This window comes from Saccharopolyspora shandongensis (genome assembly GCF_900106995.1).
In the GTDB taxonomy this organism is placed as follows: Bacteria; Actinomycetota; Actinomycetes; order Mycobacteriales; family Pseudonocardiaceae; genus Saccharopolyspora; species Saccharopolyspora shandongensis.
This window is the reverse complement of record NZ_FNOK01000044.1, coordinates 17,772-34,381: the sequence shown is the minus strand read 5'-3', so window position 1 is coordinate 34,381 and position 16,610 is coordinate 17,772. Positions and strand designations below refer to the sequence as shown.

Here is a 16,610-nt window from a genome sequence, read left to right as displayed (position 1 = left end):
GACTCCACCCCGCCAAGACGCTACTCGACGCGGGCGCGGTCATGTGCGCTGTGTGCGAGTTCGGTGCCGTTCATCCAGCACATGTGCTCGCGCACAAGATCCTTGTCACAGCGCGCGGTGATCTCGTCACGAAAGCCTGCCTGTTGGGCGGGCGGATGAACATCACACCACCAGGTGTATCGATCAGCGGCGCCCCACCGGCGGCGGGCGGTCGACGAAATTCGGTAGCGGCACGGGCGTGCCAGAAGCCAGAGTGAGGCACGTGCTGCGTCCCTACCGACTTCTCGCGGCGGTTCCGCATGCGTCGAGCCTGATGGCGTTCAGCTTGCTGGGACGCCTGCACATGCCGGCGTTGGCGATGGTGCTGACCTTCCTCGTCGTCGACTGGACCGGTTCGTACGCCATCGGCGGCGTCATCGGGATGATGGTGACGGTCGGCCAGGCCATCGCCGGACCGCTGCGCGGCCGGTCCGCCGATCGCAGCTCGGCGCCGAAGCTGCTGGTCGTGACGGGCCTGGGCTCCGGGCTGGGGATGGTGGCGCTGGTGCTGGTGACGCGCTGGGCGGATCCGGCGCAGTGGTGGCTGATCCTGCCCGTTGCGCTGTTCACCGGGCTGTCGCACCCGCCGATCACCCAGGTCGGCCGGGCGATCTGGCCGCGGCTGACCGACGGTCCGGCGCGGGAAGCGGCCTTCGCGGTGGAGGCGACGCTGCAGGAGCTGCTGTTCGTCGTCGCGCCGATGCTGGCGACCTTCGTGGTCGCGATCTGGGGCCCGGTCGTCGCGATGCTGGCCTGCGCGGCTTGGGCGGCGCTCGGATCGATCATCTTCGCGGCGTCCTTGCTGCGCGCCGGACTGCGCGAGGCGCCGAAGGAGGGCGCGAGCGGCGCCGGCAGGGCGGGTTCGCTGTTCCGGGTGCGCGGCTTCACGTCTCTGCTGCTGTTCTACGCCGCGCTGGTCGGCGGCCTGATCTCGATCGACCTGGTGCTCGTCGGCTGGGCCCGGGAGCGCGGTGCGCCGGAGCTCGCGGGGCTGCTGGCCATGGTGTGGGCGATCGGGTCGCTGACCGGTGGCCTGGTGTCGGGCGGCTTCGCGGCGCGGCCGCGGCTGTGGCTGCGGGTTCTGCTGAGCGCGCTGGGGATGGCCGCGCTGGTGCCGGTGCTGCCGCCGATCGCCGATCCGGGCTCGCCGTGGCTGGTCGGCGCGATCCTGTTGATCGGCGGCACGGCGATCGCGCCGACGCTGGCCGCGGGCAACGGGCGGATCGCGGACCTGGCGCCCGCTGAGCGGCGCAGCGAGGCGTTCGGCTGGTTGACCAGCGCCACCACGCTGGGCGGGGCGATCGCCTCGCCCCTGGCGGGCTGGATGCTCGACCTCTCCGGCCCGGCGCTGGCCGCCGCGGTGGCGGCCGGGCTGGCCTTCGTGGGCTTCGGGTTTGTCGCACATCACAGCGCCCGGGCGTCGCGTGCGCCGCAGGCGAAGGAGGAGAGTGCGACTACGTGACTGTTTCTGCGTTGCGACACCAGGAAGACCGGCCGAAGACCCGGGAACGGATGCTCGGCATGGCCGGCGCCGCCGGGATCGGGGTGTTGCTCGCGATCCAGGCGCGGATCAACGGTGCGCTCGGCGTGCGGATGGACGACGGCATCGCGGCCGGGCTGATCTCGTTCTTCGGCGGATTCGTCGTGCTCCTGGCCGCCACCTTCGCGTTCCCGCAGGCCAGGCGCGGCTGGCAGAACCTGCGAACTGAGCTGCGCAGGCCGGGCGGGCTGCGGCCGTGGCAGTGCCTCGGCGGCGTGTGCGGCGGATATCTGGTGTTCACCCAGGGCATGGCGGCGGCCGCGCTCGGCGTCGCGATGTTCACCGTCGCGGTGGTTGCCGGGCAGGTCAGCAGCGGGCTCGTCGTCGACCGGCTCGGGTTGGGCCCCGCCGGTCCGCAGCACGTGACGCCCACGCGGCTGTTCGGAGCGGGGCTCGCCGTGGTGGCGGTGGTGATCGCGGTGTCCGCGAATCTGGGCAGCGGCGAGGCCAGCTGGCTGGTGCTGCTGCCCGCGCTGGCCGGGATCGGGCTCGGCTGGCAGGCGGCGGTGAACGGCCGGATGAAGCAGGCGGTCGACTCGGCGGTGTTCGCGGCCATGTTCAACTTCGGCATCGGGATGACCGCCCTCGCGGTGGCCTTCGCGGTCGAGGTCGCGCTGCGCGGCCTCCCGCACTTCCCTGCGGAGCCGTGGCTCTACACCGGCGGCTTCCTGGGGATCTTCGTGATCGGCGGCACGGTGGCGCTGGTGCGCTTCACCGGCGTGCTGGTGCTCAGCCTCGGCATGATCGCCGGACAGCTGGTCGGCGCGCTGCTCGTAGACGTGTTCGCCCCGGCCGCCGAGACGGGCATCCCGGCGTCCACTGTGCTCGGCGTGCTGCTCACGCTGGTCGCCGTCGGCGTGGCGGCATTGCCGGACCGGCCGGGACGCGCCGGACGCCGTCTGCCACGATAAATAGCCGTGAGCGCGACGATTCTGGACGGCAAGGCCACCAAGGACGCGATTTTCGACGAGCTGCGGCCGCGGGTCGCCAAGCTCGTTGAGCAGGGGCACGCCCCCGGGCTGGCCACGGTGCTGGTCGGCGATGACCCGGGTTCGCAGTCTTACGTGCGCGCCAAGCACAACGACTGCGCCAAGGTCGGCATCAAGTCGATCCGCAAGGACCTGCCCGCCGACGTCAGCCAGGCCGACGTCGAGGCGGTGCTGGACGAACTCAACGCCGACCCGGCCTGCACCGGCTACATCGTGCAGCTGCCGCTGCCCAAGCACCTCGACGCGGGCCCGCTGCTGGAGCGCATCGCGCCGGAGAAGGACGCGGACGGGCTGCACCCGATCAGCCTGGGGCGCCTGGTGCTCGGCGAGGAGGCGCCGCTGCCGTGCACGCCGCGCGGCATCATCGAGCTGCTGCGCCGCTACGACGTGCCGTTGAACGGCGCGCAGGTCGCCGTCGTCGGCCGCGGCATCACGGTCGGCCGCCCGATCGGCCTGCTGCTCACCCGGCGCAGCGAGAACGCGACCGTCACGCTCTGCCACACCGGCACCAGGGACCTCGCCGAGGAGGTGCGCCGCGCGGACATCGTCATCGCGGCGGCCGGCAAGCCGCACCTGATCACGGCCGACATGGTCAAGCCGGGCGCGGCGGTGCTGGACGTCGGCGTGAGCCGCACCGATGCCGGGCTGGCCGGGGACGTGCACCCGGACGTCGTGGAGGTCGCCGGTTTCGTGTCGCCCAACCCGGGCGGGGTGGGGCCGATGACCCGCGCGATGCTGCTGAGCAACGTCGTCGAGGCCGCGGAGCGCAACGCCGGCTGATTCGTGCGGGGGTCCGCCGCAGACGGCACGACGATGGGAGGAACGGCGTGAGCGAACGGTTCGGCGGCAGGTCGCGCCTGTCGGTGCACGTGCCGTTCGGCCTGGTGCTGCTGATCGGGCTGATCGGGCTGCTCCTGGTCTCGCTGGGGCACTGGCGGAAGGGTTCGGTGCTGCTCGGTGGCGCGCTGCTGCTCGCGGCGGCGATGCGCGCCATGGTCCCGCCGGAGCGGACGGGGCTGCTGACGATCCGCAGCCGGGCCGTGGACGTACTCGTCTACAGCGGGTTCGGTTTGGTGATCATCGCGGTGGCGATGACCATCAAGGGCGGCGGCGGATTGCTGGGCTGAGCCCCCGTAGGGTTGCTCGTCGTGCGCATCGATCACCGGGCGGATGAGCCGGTTCGTTCCGGAATCCCGGAACACGGCCGGATTCCGCGCTACTACGCCGCGAAGATCGAGCTGCTCGAACTCGTCGAGGAACTGGGAGAGGGAGCCGCGCTGCCCTCGGAGCGGGAGCTCGCGGAGCGGTGCGGCGTCTCGCGGGTGACGCTGCGGCAGGCCGTCACCGAGCTGGTGCTCGAAGGCCGGCTGATCCGCCGGCAGGGCAGCCGGACCGTCGTGGCGCCGCCGAAGATCGTGCAGCCGCTGGCGTTGGCCAGCTACACCGAGGGCGTCCGGGCGCAGGGCAAGGAGCCCGGCCGGACGGTGATCACCGTCGAGTCGCGGTCGGCGGATCCGCGCCTGGCGGCGGATCTCGGGTTGGCGCCGGGGGCCGAGGTGGTGCACCTGGAGCGGGTGCTGATGGCCGATGGCGAGCGGGTCGGGCTGGAGTCGAGCTACCTGCCGAAGCAGCGCTTCCCGGAGTTGCTGGGGGAGTTCGACCCGACCGGTTCGTTGTACGCGTTCCTGCAGGAGAAGTTGGGCGTGCGGTTCGGCGAAGCCGAGGAGCGCATCGAGACGGTGCTCGCGACGCCGCGCGAGGCGCTGCTGATCGGCACCAACCCGGCGACGCCGATGATCCTGCTGCACCGGTGCTCGTGGACCCCGGACGGCGAGCCGATCGAGCGGGTCCGCTCCCTGTTCCGCGGCGACCGCTTCAGCCTCGTCACCCGCCTCCGCGACTGAAATCGCGCCGCGCACCACCTTTGATAACGAACAGATAACTGATCTAGTCCTTCTGGTGGTGTTCACCTGGGATTCGCCGCGTCTGCACTGGCCATTCGTCGTCGGTCGCGAATGTTTGCGCCGTGCGAGTTCTGATTGTTGGCGGCGGCGTGCTGGGCACCATGCACGCGCTGCGGGCCCTGGAGCGGGGCCATGAAGTGGTGCACCTGGAGCGGGAGGCCGAGGCCCGCGGTGCCTCGGTCCGGAACTTCGGGCTGATCTGGGTCAGCGGCCGGGAAGCCGGACCGGACCTGGAGGTCGCGATGCGCGCCCGTCAGGACTGGGAGCGCATCGCGGCGGACGTGCCCGAGCTCGGCTTCCGCGACAACGGCTCGCTGACCGTGCTCCGGACGCCGGCCGAGCTGGCGGTGGCGGAGGAGTTCGTCGCCCGCGCGGACGCCGCCGAGCGCGGCACGAAGCTGCTGGACCCGGCCGAGGCGAGGACGCTGAACCCGGCGCTGCGCGGCGAGATGCTGGCCGCCCTGTGGTGCGAGCAGGATGGCGCAGTCGAGTCGCGGATCGCGCAGCCCGCGCTGCGCGCACACCTCGCGAAGACCGGCCGCTACTCCTGGCTGCCCGGTCGCGAGGTTCGCGACGTCGGCGAGGGCTGGGCGCGGGACGACACCGGCGAGCGGCACGAAGCCGACGTCGTGGTCCTCTGCACCGGCGCGGCCCTCGGCGGCCTGGTCCGGGAACTGCGGCCGGAGCTGCCGGTTCGCCGGGTCCGGCTGCAGATGATGCAGACCGATCCGCTCGGCGAAACCCTGACGACCTCGATCGCCGACGGCGACAGCATGCGCTACTACCCCGGTTATCGAGGGGCGGCGCTGGACGCGCTCAACGCCGCCGAGCCGCAGCCGCAGGTGGCCGCGGACAACGGCATGCAGCTGCTGATGGTGCAGCGGGTCCACGGTGGACTGACCATCGGCGACACCCACGAGTACGACGCGCCGTTCGCCTTCGATGTTCAAGAAGATCCCTACGAACACCTCAAGCAGCGCGCCGAGGAACTGCTCGGCCGCCCGCTGCCGCGGATCGCGCGCCGCTGGGCCGGGGTCTACGCGCAGACCGCGGACAAGTCGCGCGTCGTGCACCGCGAGCAGGTGCTCCCCGGCGTCTGGCTGGTGACCGGCCCCGGCGGGCGCGGCATGACCTGTTCCCCGGCGATCGCAGCCGACACCTGGCAGGAGATCGACGCATGATCAAGCTGGTGGTGCTGGACATGGCCGGCACGACGGTGGCCGACGACGGCCTGGTGGAGCGGGCGTTCACGCAGGCGATCGGCGAGGTCGGCGTCGCGGAGGACGGCGCCGCGTTCCCCGGCATGCTCGACTACGTCCGCCGCACGATGGGCGAATCGAAGATCACCGTCTTCCGGCATCTGCTGGACGGCGACGAAGACCGTGCGCAGCAAGCGAACCAGGCCTTCGAGCGGGCGTACGCCGAACGCGTCGCGGACGGCGACTGCCGGGAGATCGACGGCGCCGCCGCGGCGATCCGGCGCCTGCGCGACAACGACATCAAGGTCGCCCTGACCACCGGTTTCTCCGAGACGACGCAGCGCCAGATCATCGACGCGCTGGGCTGGGGCGGGCTGACCGACCTGACCCTGACCCCGGCGCAGGCCGGCCGCGGCCGGCCGTACCCCGACATGGTGCTCACCGCCCTGCTTCGGCTGGGCATCGACGACGTGCGCGAGGTCGCTACCGTCGGCGACACCGCGTACGACGTGCGTTCCGGCCTGCGCGCCGGGGCGTCGATCGTCGCGGGTGTGCTCACCGGCGCGCACGACCGCGCCGCGTTCACCGAGGCCGGTGCCACCCACGTCCTCGAATCCGTCCGCGACCTCCTCGGACTCGTACTGCCAGCAAAGGAAGATCTGTCGTGAAACGCATCAGCCGACTGGTCGTCGGACTCGCCGTGCTGGGCCTGCTCTCGGCGTGCGGGCCGAGCGCGGCCGAGCAGGGCGGCGAGTCCGACGAGCTCGTGTTCGCCGCCATCCCGTCCGAGGAATCGGCCAGCCTGCAGCAGGACTTCCAGCCGGTGCTGGACCTGCTGGCCAAGGAGACCGGAAAGAAGATCACCTTCCAGAAGGCCACCGACTACGCCGCGATCATCGAGGGCCAGCGCGCCGGGAAGATCGACATCGCGAAGTACGGCCCGTTCTCCTACGTGCTGGCCAAGAAGCAGGGCGTGCCCGCGAACGCGGTCGCCGGCCAGGTGGAGGCGAAGGGCGAGCAGCCCGGCTACCGCTCCTACGCGATCACCCGCCCCGGCAGCGGAATCACGTCGCTGGCCGGCTTCCGCGGCAAGAAGGTCTGCTTCGTCGACCCGACCTCGACCTCCGGCTACCTGTACCCGAAGGCGGGCCTGCTGCAGACGGGCATCAACCCGGACACCGACGTGCAGCCGGTCTTCGCCGGCGGCCACGACGCCTCCGCGATCGCGGTCGCCAAGGGCGACTGCGACGCCGGGTTCGCCTACGACAGCATGGTCGACCGCCAGCTGGTCGAGAAGGGCCAGCTGCAGCCCGGCCAGCTGACCACGGTGTGGAAGTCGGTGGTGATCCCCGGCGACCCGGTCGCCATCTCCGACGACCTGGACCCGGCGGTGAAGGAGAAGATCACCGCCGCGCTGCGGGACAAGGCCAACAGCGATTACCTGCGCGCCAACGGGTTCTGCACCGGGGAGTGCAAGATCGGCGACGTCGACGGGTACGGGTTCGCCCCGGTCGACGACGCCTTCTACAACGGCATCCGCGAGGTCTGCGACGTGACCAAGGACAAGCAATGCCAGTGATCGCCTTCGACAGGGTCGGCAAGTCCTTCGGCAGCGTTCGGGCGCTGCACGAGGTGTCACTCGACGTGGAGCAGGGCGAGGTCGTCGTCCTGCTCGGGCTTTCCGGATCGGGCAAGTCCACCCTGCTGCGCCACGTGGACGGGCTGCAGCGCGCGACTTCCGGAGGCGTCCGCGTGCTCGGCGAGGACGTCGGTTCGCTGCGCGGATCCGGCCTGCGAGCGCTGCGCCGCCGGGTCGGGTTCGTGTTCCAGCAGTTCCACCTCGTCGGCTCGCTGACGGTGCTGGAGAACGTGTGCACGGGCGCGCTGGGCAGCCTGCGCGGCCCGCGGCTCGGGCTCTTCGCATACCCGAAGCGGATCCGCTACGCCGCGATGGAGCAGCTGGACCGGGTCGGCCTCACCGACCAGGCGTTGCAGCGCGCGGACACGCTCTCCGGCGGCCAGCAGCAGCGGGTCGCGGTGGCGCGGGCGCTGCTGCAGAAGCCGGAGATCTTGCTCGCGGACGAGCCGGTCGCGTCGCTCGACCCGGACTCGGCGGCGCAGGTGATGAACCTGATCGCGGAGATCGGCCGGGAGGACGGGCTCACCGTGCTCTGCAGCCTGCACCAGGTCGACCTGGCGCTGAGCTGGGGGCACCGGATCGTCGGGCTGCGCTCCGGGAGCGTCGTGCTGGACACCCCGGTCGACGGGCTGAGCCGGGACGCGGCGATGGGGATCTACGCCAAGGTCGGATCGGCCGAGCTCGCGACGGCGGGGTGAATTCCGTGACCACGACAGCAGAAGCGCCGGCCCGCCGGACCGGGTCGGCGCCGCGCCGCCGGACGCTGGCCCGGCCCCGCCCGGAGGGCGCGGCGGCGGCACTGGTGGTGCTCGCCCTGCTGGGCGCCGCGATCTGGGCGTTCGGCGACCTGCGGCTGAACCTGGCGACCATTGTGGACGGTTTTGGCAACGCGGCGGACTTCGCGGCCCGCACGTTGCCGCTGGACTTCCCGCCGATCGGCGAACTGCTCGGCCTGGCCGGGCAGACGCTGGCGATCGTGGTTTGCGCGACGCTGGTCGCGTCGCTGATCAGCGTGCCGGTGGCGGTGCTGGCGGCGCGCAACACCACGCTCGGCGGCGTCGGCCGGTTCGGCGCGCGCGTGGTGATCGTGGTGGCCCGCGCGGTCCCGGACGTGGTGCTGGCGATCGTGTTCTTCCGGATGTTCGGCTTCGGCGGGCTGACCGGCGTGCTCGCCATGGGCCTGCACTCGGTCGGCATGATCGGCAAGCTGTACGCGGACGCCATCGAGCAGATCGACGAGGGGCCGCGCACCGCGATCCGCGCGGCCGGCGGCACCCGGCTGCAGCAGCTGGTCAGCGGCGTCCTGCCGCAGGTGCTGCCGTCGTTCGTGGCGACCTCGCTGCACCGGCTGGACATCAACCTGCGGGTGTCGGTGGTGCTCGGCTTCGTCGGCGTCGGCGGGCTCGGGCAGGCGATCGCGGATTCGCTGCGCACCCTCGACTACCAGCGCGGGATGGCGTTGGCGTCGGTGGTGTTCCTGCTGTGCGTGCTGGTCGAGATCGTGTCCGGTTCGATCCGCCAGGCGTTGCTGGGCGCGCGTGAGGAGCGTCGCGGGAGGTCCGGCGGCGTGCTCGCGGCGCTGACCGGGCGCAAGGCGCCCGGCGTGCAGGTGCCGGCGCAGCGGCGACCGGCGAGCGGCTCCGACCGGGAGCGCGCCCGGATCAGTCCTCAGTGGACGGCGGCTCGGGTGCGGCGCGCCGGCTACTGGCTGCTGACCGCCTTGATCGTGGCCGCGTCGATCTGGGGCGCCGACATCTCGTTCGCCCAGTTCGAGCGCGCGATCACCAACTTCGGCCCGACGCTGGCGCTGTTCTGGCCGCCGGAAACCGGTGGCATCCTCGGTGAGCTGCTGGCCGAGCTGCTGGTGACCGTTCAGATCGCGCTGGCCGCGACGCTGATCGGCGCTGTGCTGGCGCTGCCGATCGGCGCGCTGGCGGCGGCGAACGTGGCGCCGAGCCCGGCGGTGGCGAAGTTCTTCCGCGGCGTGGTGCTCGCGGTTCGCGGGGTGCCGGAGCTGGTGCTGGCCATCGTGTTCGTGGTGATCACCGGCCTGGGCGCGGTCGCGGGCGCGTTCGCGCTGGGCGTCGGATCGGTGGGCCTGCTGGGGAAGCTCGTCGCGGATTCGCTGGAGGAGGTGGATCGCGGTCGCGAGCAGGCGCTGCGCGCGACCGGGGCGAACCGGCTGCAGGTGTTCTTCGCGGCGACGGTCCCGCAGGCGGCTCCGGCGTTCGTGGCGCACGTCCTGTACCAGCTGGACACGAACCTGCGCTCGGCGACGCTGCTGGGCCTGGTCGGCGCGGGCGGCATCGGCTACTACCTGCTGAACGCCTCGCGGGTCCTGGAATTCGGCGTGGTCACAACGGTTCTGCTGCTCACCTTCGCGGTGGTGATGCTCGTCGAACTGCTGGCCCTCTGGCTCCGCAAGGTCCTCCACGCCTGAGGGTGCCCCGGACGGGTGTCGGCGGTACACGGCGCCCGAGCGGGTTTTCGCAGGTCAACTCTCGTGAGTGTCTTTGGTCGCCATGGCAACCAAGAACACTCACGAGCTCGTTGCCGGCAGAACGGAGCCCCGCGCTCACTCCCACCAGAAGGACCAGGTGCGGCGGCCGCGGATCTCCTGGGCGTAGGCCTCGAGGGTGCCCGTCTCCTGCAGGATCCGGTCCGGGCAGAAGGTCCAGTGCTCTGCCGCGACGGCCGCGGCGTGGTCCGAGTCCTGCGGCGGTGCCGCCACGCTCAGGTCCAGCCGGTCCGGGCCGAGGCGCAGCAGGCGCGCCCCGAACCGCTCCTCCCAGCTGCGGGCCATCGCCGAGAGCCCGGCCGTGCGCGACACGTGGTTCGCCGCGCCGGACCAGCCCAGCGCCGTCAGCACGTCCGCGCCGCGCCGCACCGGGATGAGCGCGAGCCGGGTGTCGGCGTCGATGAAGCGCGGCAGCTGCTGGTTGGCCAGGACGTCCGGATCCGCCAGCAGGTTCCCGCCCCGCGCCGGCCCCGGGCAGTTGTAGTCGAACGGTGCCAGGACTTCCAGGTCGTACGCCGGGCCGAGCTCGTCGTCGGCCTGCACCAAGCCGTCCCAGATCCGGGCCATCACGTCGACCACCCGCCAGCGGTCGATGTGCTCCAGCGGTTCCGGTGGCACGACGCCGACCGTGCACCGCTCCCCGTAGACCTCGTCGCTGTCGCACAGCAGCAGCGGCCACAGCCCGGTGACGCGGTGCTCGGCGCGAAGCGCGGCGACGAGCTGCGGCGCCGGGGCGTCGTCGCTGATCCAGCACAGCGGGTCGGGGTTGTCGGTGAGGGTGGTCTGCTCGGTCAGGACCTCGCCGGGCGGTAGCGGGACGGAAACCCCTGCACCGGTGCCGAAAACCGCGGACAGGTCGGCAGGAGCCCCCGCTTGCCGGTCGTCTCGCAACACTTCACCGCCTCCTAGGCAGACGCCCCTCGTCGCGGACCACCTTAGAGCCTGGCCTCGACCGGTTTCGCGTGGCGTGCGCAGCCCGCGGCGGTCACGCCCCGGCGAGATCCGGGAAGTCCCGGGATCAGCAGGATTCGGCCGGTGCGGCTGCCCGAGATGTGCAGGTCGAGCGCGCGTGCCGCGGATTCCAGCGGCAGCCGCTCGGCGACCAGCGGCCGCAACTGTCCACTGGCGACCATTCGGAACAGCTCGGTCAGGTCCGTTCGGAACTGCGCGTTCGGCCTGATGTAGTACATCCGGGCGCGCCGGCCGCCGGTGCGCCCGAGCAGCCGCGCCAGCTCCCATCGGGCGAGCCGCCGGGTCAGGCCCAGGTAGGGCCGCCACCACGGCCCGGCGTCGTGCAGCGTCGCCGAACTGCCGTAGGCGTGCAGCGAGCCACCCGGTGCGAGGAGTCGCCAGGACCGGTCCAGGCTTTCCGGGCCGAGCGGGTCGAAGATGGCGTCCACGCCGCCGGGCGCGAGCTCGGCCACGCGGGCGTCGACGTCCTCGGTGCGGTGGTCGATGAGCTCGATGCCGATGTCCCGCAGCGCTTCGTGCCGGCTCGCGGACGCCGTCCCGATCACCCGGACGCCGGCCGCGACGCCGAGCTTCGCCAGCAGGACGCCGACACCGCCGCCGACGCCGTGCACCAGCACCGTCTGTCCACTTCGGATCTTCGCGGCGCGGTGCAGCAGCTGCCAGGCGGTGACGCCGTTGAGGATCATCGCCGCCGCGTCGCCGGCATCGACCCCGTCCGGCACGGAAACCAGTTCGGCATCCCGGACTTCGGCGTACTCGGCCCACGCGCCGGTGCGCGGCATGGCCGCGACCCGCTGGCCCGGCCGCCACCCGGTGACCGCCGAGCCGACCGCGACGATCTCGCCGACCAGGTCGTAGCCGGGCACGAACGGGAACTTCGGCTGCGCCGGGTAGCGCCCGCGCAGCATCTGCACCTCGGCGAAGGACACCCCGGTGGCTTCGACCCGGACCAGCACGCCGTGCGGTCCCGGCGCGGGCGGCGCGCTGCGCCGCGTGGTGACGACTTCGGTCCCGCCGAGGCCGGTGAGCGCGATCTCGGTTCCGGTGGTGGGGATGCCCATGCCGACTCCTCGTAACAAGTTCGTTTGATTGTTAGAATCTATAACATAACTATGAGCCTGTTACGGTGGGCGTGTCAAGAGGAGGGGACATGGACGCAGCGCCGCGCAGCCCGCGAGAGCGGTTCCGGGAGCGGACCCGCAACGAGGCCAAGCAGGTCGCGCTCGACCAGCTCGCCGAATCGGGACCGGCGGGGATCTCGGTGAACGCGATCGCGAAGCGGATGGGCGTCACCGGCCCCGCGCTGTACCGGTACTTCGAGAGCCGGGACGCGCTGCTGACCGATCTGGTCGTGGACGCCTACAACGACCTCGGCGACGCGATGGAGGCGGCGGCGCAAGCGCATCGCGGCGCGGAACCCGCGACGAGGTTCCGCGAACTCGGCGCCCGGTTCAGGTCCTGGGCGCTGGCGCAGCCGCACCGGTACCTGCTGCTGTTCGGCACGCCGGTGCCGGGCTTCCGGGCCCCGGAGCTCACCATCGACCTCGCCGACCGGGCCTTCCGGCCCGTCGTCGACGCCGTCGCCGACCTGGCTCCTGGAGGGCTGCCCGCGGAACGCACCGCGTTCGACCGGCAGCTCACCGCCTGGCGCGAGCGGCGCGGCGGATCACCGCTCCCGCCGGCCGTCCTGCAGCGAGCGCTGCTGGCCTGGTCGCGGATGCACGGCTTGATCAGCCTCGAAGTGGAGGGGCAGTTCGGCGGGATGCTCGTCGACCCGGAACCGCTGTTCCGGGCGGAGCTGGAATCGGTGCTCGACCAGCCCTGGCAATGAGGCGGCTCCTCGGGGTGCCTCGGCTTGGGGGAGAGGTCTGGAGCTGCGAGGCAACGCCCGGAGGAGCCGCGGCGGCGCGATTCGGGCGGCTCCGCCGTCCTGTGCGGCGGAGCGGCCGAGCGGGTCAGTCCCCTTCGCGGGGACGGGGAGTCTCGATCGAGCAATCGCCGCCCGGGTAGACCAGGCCCTCGTGGCCGTCCTTGAACCGGACCTTGTACGGCGGGGCGCCGTCCTCGCCGCGGACCTCCAGGATCTCGGCGACCTGGTCGGCCTCGTCGACGTGCCTGCTGTGCACGTGCAGTCGATCACCAACGGCTGCTTTCATCACCCATCACCTCCGCGGTCCCAGACTAGGTGACCGGGGCCACACCGCGCATCGGGTGCGCCGCGGAGGTGTGAGTGTTCGCCTCAGTTGCCGATCTGCGAGCAGGTGGTGGTCACCTGCTGGTACCGCTCGAGCTGGGCGGTGGTCCACTCCGCGCTCGCCTCCAGCGTGATCTCGCCGGAGGCGACGCGTTGCACGGACTGCTCGACCTCGAGGAGGTTCTGGCGCAGCGTCTGGTCGGCCGTCTGATCGGCCAGCTTGCGCAGCTCTTCGGCCTTCGCCTCCGCGTCGGCCTTCGCCTGTTGCGGGTTGGCGAAGTTGGGCATGAAGCTCGCGACGTTGATCGCCTGCGCGCAGGCGGAAATCGAATCCAGGTTCTGCTGCGCCTGCTGGATCTGCTCGTCGGCGTTCTGCAGGCCCTGCTGAACCTCCTGAACCTGGCCGCACGCGGCGAGGCCGGTCAGCAGCGGCAGCGCCAGGGCTGCCACCACGAACCTCTTTCGAGCTCGCATCTTCCCTCCGGGGCTTCGGGCGGCATCGAAGTGATGCCGCTCTTGTACCCTATCGACCCCGGAACGAGCGATGGGCGAAATGTCGCATCCAACGAGCTCGAGATCGGCGAAATCCCGTGGATCCGGGAGCGAGACGGGTCAGGACGGCGAGATCCAGGCCATGATCTCGGGCGGCAGGTCGAGCTGGGCGATCCACGGGGCCGCGCCGATCCGGTAGAGGACGACGGCGCTCAGCACGACCGCGGCGATCGTCAGGCCCGGGCCGACGAACACCATCTCCACCTTGCCGCCGGTGCGCATCCGCATCGGCTTCGGCGGCGCCACCGGATACCAGGTCTTGCCGCTCAGCGGCACCGGCCAGAGCATCGGGCAGCCCTGCTCGGTGATCGCGTCGCCGATGAAGTGCGCGATGCAGCCGATCATCACCGCCACCCCGAAGGCCGCGGCGTTGGTGGGCTGGTCGCCGGCCCAGGCCCAGCAGGCGAGGGTGAGCAGCACCGAGGCCACCGTGATCATCAGCGCGTCCTTGCTGGACGACCAGGTGTGCAGGAGCCCGCGGACCGCGAGCCCGGCGAAGAAGAACATCAGCACGCCGAGCGCGGCGCCCTGGCTGGTCTGCACGATGGCCGTGGTGATCAGCCCGGCGAGCGCGGCGAAGACGACGGTGTGGGTGAAGCCGCGGTGGGTGCCCTCCCGGTTGCTGTCGTGCTTGGTGCGGGTCAGCCGGTAGATGAAGCCGCTGAAGCCGCTGATCCCGGCCGACGCGCCGCGTGAGACGGCGCCGAAGGTGCTGGCCACCGTCGACTTGGGGTGGTCGATGTCGGGCAGCAGCGCCGCCCCGGCGGAAAGCGTGGCCCCGACCACCCAGGTCTTCGGGGATAATTGTCCCAGCGCGTGAGTGTCGGCCAGGGCGGTCACTGCCGCCCAAGCAGCCACCCCGCTCATCGCGTGCGTCGGTCCGGTCGCCACGGCCCCCTCCAAGATCGCCCAGCCAAAGATCGCTCAGTCGGATGTCGAGCGTAGAAGAAGATCACGACACCCGGTCGAGGCCGGGAACAGTGGCGCAACGCGCGTCCGCCGGGGTGGTGGCGGACGGCGGGGGCAAGGCACAATCGAAGCCGATAGCAGTACGCTTGTACCGCTTGCATTCTCGCGAGAGGAGCACCCCGCCACATGAGCAAGATCAAGGTCCAGGGCACCGTAGCCGAGCTCGACGGCGATGAGATGACCAGGATCATCTGGTCCTTCATCAAGGACAAGCTGATCCACCCGTACCTGGACATCAACCTCGACTACTACGACCTCGGCATCGAGCACCGGGACGCCACCGACGACCAGGTCACGGTCGACGCGGCCAACGCCATCGCCAAGCACGGCGTCGGCGTGAAGTGCGCCACCATCACGCCGGACGAGGCCCGCGTGGAGGAGTTCGACCTGAAGAAGATGTGGCGGAGCCCGAACGGGACGATCCGCAACATCCTCGGCGGCGTCATCTTCCGCGAGCCGATCGTGATCTCCAACATCCCGCGCTACGTGCCGACCTGGACCAAGCCGATCGTCATCGGCCGTCACGCGCACGGTGACCAGTACAAGGCCAGCGACTTCAAGGTCCCCGGCCCGGGCACGGTCACGATGACGTACACGCCGGAGGACGGCGGCGAGCCGATCGAGTTCGAGATCGCCAAGTTCGGCGAAGACGGCGGCGTCGCGATGGGCATGTACAACTACCGCAAGTCCATCGAGGAGTTCGCCCGCGCGTCGTTCCGCTACGGCCTGGAGCGCAACTACCCGGTCTACATGTCGACCAAGAACACGATCCTCAAGGCCTACGACGGCATGTTCAAGGACGTGTTCCAGGAGATCTTCGACAACGAGTACAAGGCCGAGTTCGACGCCAAGGGCATCACCTACGAGCACCGGCTGATCGACGACATGGTCGCCAGCGCCCTGAAGTGGGAGGGCGGCTACGTCTGGGCCTGCAAGAACTACGACGGTGACGTGCAGTCCGACACCGTGGCGCAGGGCTTCGGCTCGCTGGGTCTGATGACCTCGGTCCTGATGACCGCCGACGGCAAGGTGGAGGCCGAGGCCGCGCACGGCACGGTCACCCGCCACTACCGCCAGCACCAGCAGGGCAAGCCCACCTCGACCAACCCGATCGCGTCGATCTTCGCCTGGACCCGTGGCCTGCAGCACCGGGGCAAGCTGGACTCGACCCCGGAGGTCGTCGGCTTCGCCGACACGCTGGAGAAGGTCGTCATCGAGACCGTCGAGAGCGGCAAGATGACCAAGGACCTGGCGCTGCTCGTCGGCGGCGACCAGGCGTTCCAGACCACCGAGGAGTTCCTCGCGACGCTGGACGAGAACCTCCAGAAGAAGATGGCCGACCGCTGATCTTCCGCACCGCGAACGCCGCTCCCCACCAGGGGGGCGGCGTTTTCCGCTTCCAGGCAGGCGCGGCTCAGGGCCGGATGCCCTCGACCAGCAGCGTCAGGAAGCGGTCGATGCTGTTCGGGCTGTGCTCGCTGGCCCACGAGATCGACGCCACCAGCAGCAGGAGCTCGTTCGCCAGGAGATCGGGGCGGACCTCGCCGGCCTGCTGGGCGCGCACGAGCAGCTTTTCCCCCGCCTCTCGCATCGCATGGCAGGACGAGTAGAGCCGCGATTCCTCGTCGTTCAGCGTCGCCACCACCGAAGCGGGCAGCCCCTGGTACCTGTTCGACGACTTCGCGAACTCCCGCAGCCAGGTGATCAGCGCGGCCCGCGGCGACTTCGCGCCCAGCAGGTCGGCGCCCATCTCGCACAGCGTGGCGAAGCGGTCGTGCAGCAGTGCTTCGAGCAGCGCCTCCCGCGTCGGGAAGTGCCGGTAGAGGGTGCCGATGCCGACTCCGGCGCTGCGCGCGATCTCCTCCAGCGAAGCGTCGGTGCCGTGCTCGCGGAAGGCGGCCTCGGCCTCCGCGAGCAGTCGTTCGTAGTTCCGGCGCGCGTCGGCCCGCATCGGGCGTCGCTCGGTCGTCATGTCCTCACCTATCGGGAAAATCGTTGCCAAGCGGAGGCTTCCTCCGTATTATCCCGGATAACC

At 71.1% G+C, this 16,610-nt stretch carries 18 protein-coding genes; 12 read left to right on the top strand and 6 right to left on the bottom strand.

From position 1 onward, the window contains the following. Positions 1-262 precede the first annotated feature (262 nt). The 10 genes from BLW84_RS33420 (at position 263) to phnE (ending at position 9,810) form a co-directional block, all read left to right on the top strand. The gene (locus BLW84_RS33420; RefSeq protein ID WP_093273843.1) at positions 263-1,501 is read left to right on the top strand and encodes an MFS transporter; all 1,239 of its coding nucleotides are present in this window, start codon (positions 263-265) and stop codon (positions 1,499-1,501) included. Next, complete coding sequence (locus BLW84_RS33415) at positions 1,498-2,490, top strand: DMT family transporter (protein ID WP_245761557.1); 993 nt, start codon at positions 1,498-1,500, stop codon at positions 2,488-2,490. The genes BLW84_RS33420 and BLW84_RS33415 overlap by 4 nt, the downstream gene beginning before the upstream one ends. A 6-nt stretch (positions 2,491-2,496) precedes the next feature. Further along, positions 2,497-3,348, top strand: coding sequence for a bifunctional methylenetetrahydrofolate dehydrogenase/methenyltetrahydrofolate cyclohydrolase (locus tag BLW84_RS33410; RefSeq protein WP_093273688.1), 852 nt, complete (start codon positions 2,497-2,499; stop codon positions 3,346-3,348). A gap of 47 nt (positions 3,349-3,395) precedes the next feature. Further along, complete coding sequence (locus BLW84_RS33405; protein WP_093273685.1) at positions 3,396-3,695, top strand: DUF3017 domain-containing protein; 300 nt, start codon at positions 3,396-3,398, stop codon at positions 3,693-3,695. Positions 3,696-3,716: 21 nt separating this feature from the next. After that, entirely contained in the window at positions 3,717-4,472 is a 756-nt protein-coding gene (locus BLW84_RS33400) for a GntR family transcriptional regulator (RefSeq protein WP_245761556.1), read from the top strand. A gap of 122 nt (positions 4,473-4,594) precedes the next feature. Continuing rightward, positions 4,595-5,713 (top strand): TIGR03364 family FAD-dependent oxidoreductase, encoded by a 1,119-nt coding sequence (locus tag BLW84_RS33395; RefSeq protein ID WP_093273680.1) that lies wholly within the window; start codon positions 4,595-4,597, stop codon positions 5,711-5,713. After that, positions 5,710-6,399 carry a phosphonatase-like hydrolase gene (locus BLW84_RS33390; RefSeq protein WP_093273677.1) on the top strand — a complete coding sequence of 230 codons (690 nt, stop codon included), beginning with the start codon at positions 5,710-5,712 and terminating at the stop codon, positions 6,397-6,399. The genes BLW84_RS33395 and BLW84_RS33390 overlap by 4 nt, the downstream gene beginning before the upstream one ends. Then, entirely contained in the window at positions 6,396-7,310 is a 915-nt protein-coding gene (locus tag BLW84_RS33385) for a phosphate/phosphite/phosphonate ABC transporter substrate-binding protein (RefSeq protein ID WP_093273675.1), read from the top strand. The genes BLW84_RS33390 and BLW84_RS33385 overlap by 4 nt, the downstream gene beginning before the upstream one ends. Continuing rightward, positions 7,301-8,068: a phosphonate ABC transporter ATP-binding protein gene (phnC, locus tag BLW84_RS33380; RefSeq protein ID WP_093273673.1), complete on the top strand. Its 768-nt coding sequence runs from the start codon at positions 7,301-7,303 to the stop codon at positions 8,066-8,068. Before BLW84_RS33385 ends, phnC begins: the two co-directional genes overlap by 10 nt. 5 nt (positions 8,069-8,073) lie before the next feature. Then, positions 8,074-9,810 carry a phosphonate ABC transporter, permease protein PhnE gene (phnE, locus tag BLW84_RS33375; RefSeq protein ID WP_093273839.1) on the top strand — a complete coding sequence of 579 codons (1,737 nt, stop codon included), beginning with the start codon at positions 8,074-8,076 and terminating at the stop codon, positions 9,808-9,810. Positions 9,811-9,945: 135 nt separating this feature from the next. On the opposite strand, the gene BLW84_RS33370 is transcribed toward phnE, so the two are convergent. Next, on the bottom strand, positions 9,946-10,782 hold the full coding sequence (locus BLW84_RS33370) for a DUF4253 domain-containing protein (RefSeq protein ID WP_093273670.1): 837 nt from the start codon (positions 10,780-10,782) through the stop codon (positions 9,946-9,948). Positions 10,783-10,823: 41 nt separating this feature from the next. Beyond that, positions 10,824-11,921 carry a medium chain dehydrogenase/reductase family protein gene (locus BLW84_RS33365; protein ID WP_093273668.1) on the bottom strand — a complete coding sequence of 366 codons (1,098 nt, stop codon included), beginning with the start codon at positions 11,919-11,921 and terminating at the stop codon, positions 10,824-10,826. 89 nt (positions 11,922-12,010) lie between these two features. Between BLW84_RS33365 and BLW84_RS33360 the strand changes: the two genes are divergently transcribed. Continuing rightward, positions 12,011-12,691, top strand: a complete 681-nt coding sequence (locus tag BLW84_RS33360) for a TetR/AcrR family transcriptional regulator (RefSeq protein ID WP_093273665.1) — start codon at positions 12,011-12,013, stop codon at positions 12,689-12,691. A 124-nt stretch (positions 12,692-12,815) separates the two neighbouring features. On the opposite strand, the gene BLW84_RS33355 is transcribed toward BLW84_RS33360, so the two are convergent. From BLW84_RS33355 to BLW84_RS33345, 3 genes are all read right to left on the bottom strand, one after another. Further along, positions 12,816-13,016 carry a DUF1918 domain-containing protein gene (locus tag BLW84_RS33355; protein WP_093273662.1) on the bottom strand — a complete coding sequence of 67 codons (201 nt, stop codon included), beginning with the start codon at positions 13,014-13,016 and terminating at the stop codon, positions 12,816-12,818. An 83-nt stretch (positions 13,017-13,099) separates the two neighbouring features. Further along, positions 13,100-13,528 carry a hypothetical protein gene (locus tag BLW84_RS33350; protein ID WP_093273660.1) on the bottom strand — a complete coding sequence of 143 codons (429 nt, stop codon included), beginning with the start codon at positions 13,526-13,528 and terminating at the stop codon, positions 13,100-13,102. A 138-nt stretch (positions 13,529-13,666) separates the two neighbouring features. After that, positions 13,667-14,497 carry a metal-dependent hydrolase gene (locus BLW84_RS33345; RefSeq protein ID WP_093273657.1) on the bottom strand — a complete coding sequence of 277 codons (831 nt, stop codon included), beginning with the start codon at positions 14,495-14,497 and terminating at the stop codon, positions 13,667-13,669. Positions 14,498-14,701: 204 nt separating this feature from the next. On the opposite strand from BLW84_RS33345, the gene BLW84_RS33340 reads away from it, so the two are divergent. Next, on the top strand, positions 14,702-15,922 hold the full coding sequence (locus BLW84_RS33340; RefSeq protein WP_093273655.1) for an NADP-dependent isocitrate dehydrogenase: 1,221 nt from the start codon (positions 14,702-14,704) through the stop codon (positions 15,920-15,922). A 67-nt stretch (positions 15,923-15,989) separates the two neighbouring features. Here the strand turns inward: BLW84_RS33340 and BLW84_RS33335 are convergent, their stop codons facing one another. Then, positions 15,990-16,547 (bottom strand): TetR/AcrR family transcriptional regulator, encoded by a 558-nt coding sequence (locus BLW84_RS33335; protein ID WP_093273652.1) that lies wholly within the window; start codon positions 16,545-16,547, stop codon positions 15,990-15,992. Positions 16,548-16,610: the final 63 nt, after the last annotated feature.

Excerpts from the sequence above, each read along its gene's own strand:
- BLW84_RS33335 (WP_093273652.1), bottom strand. The coding sequence starts at position 16,547 with ATGACGACCGAGCGACGCCCGATGCGGGCCGACGCGCGCCGGAACTAC.
- BLW84_RS33365 (WP_093273668.1), bottom strand. The coding sequence starts at position 11,921 with ATGGGCATCCCCACCACCGGAACCGAGATCGCGCTCACCGGCCTCGGC.
- phnC (WP_093273673.1), top strand. The coding sequence starts at position 7,301 with ATGCCAGTGATCGCCTTCGACAGGGTCGGCAAGTCCTTCGGCAGCGTT.
- BLW84_RS33360 (WP_093273665.1), top strand. The coding sequence starts at position 12,011 with ATGGACGCAGCGCCGCGCAGCCCGCGAGAGCGGTTCCGGGAGCGGACC.
- BLW84_RS33350 (WP_093273660.1), bottom strand. The coding sequence starts at position 13,528 with ATGCGAGCTCGAAAGAGGTTCGTGGTGGCAGCCCTGGCGCTGCCGCTG.
- BLW84_RS33355 (WP_093273662.1), bottom strand. The coding sequence starts at position 13,016 with ATGAAAGCAGCCGTTGGTGATCGACTGCACGTGCACAGCAGGCACGTC.
- BLW84_RS33390 (WP_093273677.1), top strand. The coding sequence starts at position 5,710 with ATGATCAAGCTGGTGGTGCTGGACATGGCCGGCACGACGGTGGCCGAC.
- BLW84_RS33340 (WP_093273655.1), top strand. The coding sequence starts at position 14,702 with ATGAGCAAGATCAAGGTCCAGGGCACCGTAGCCGAGCTCGACGGCGAT.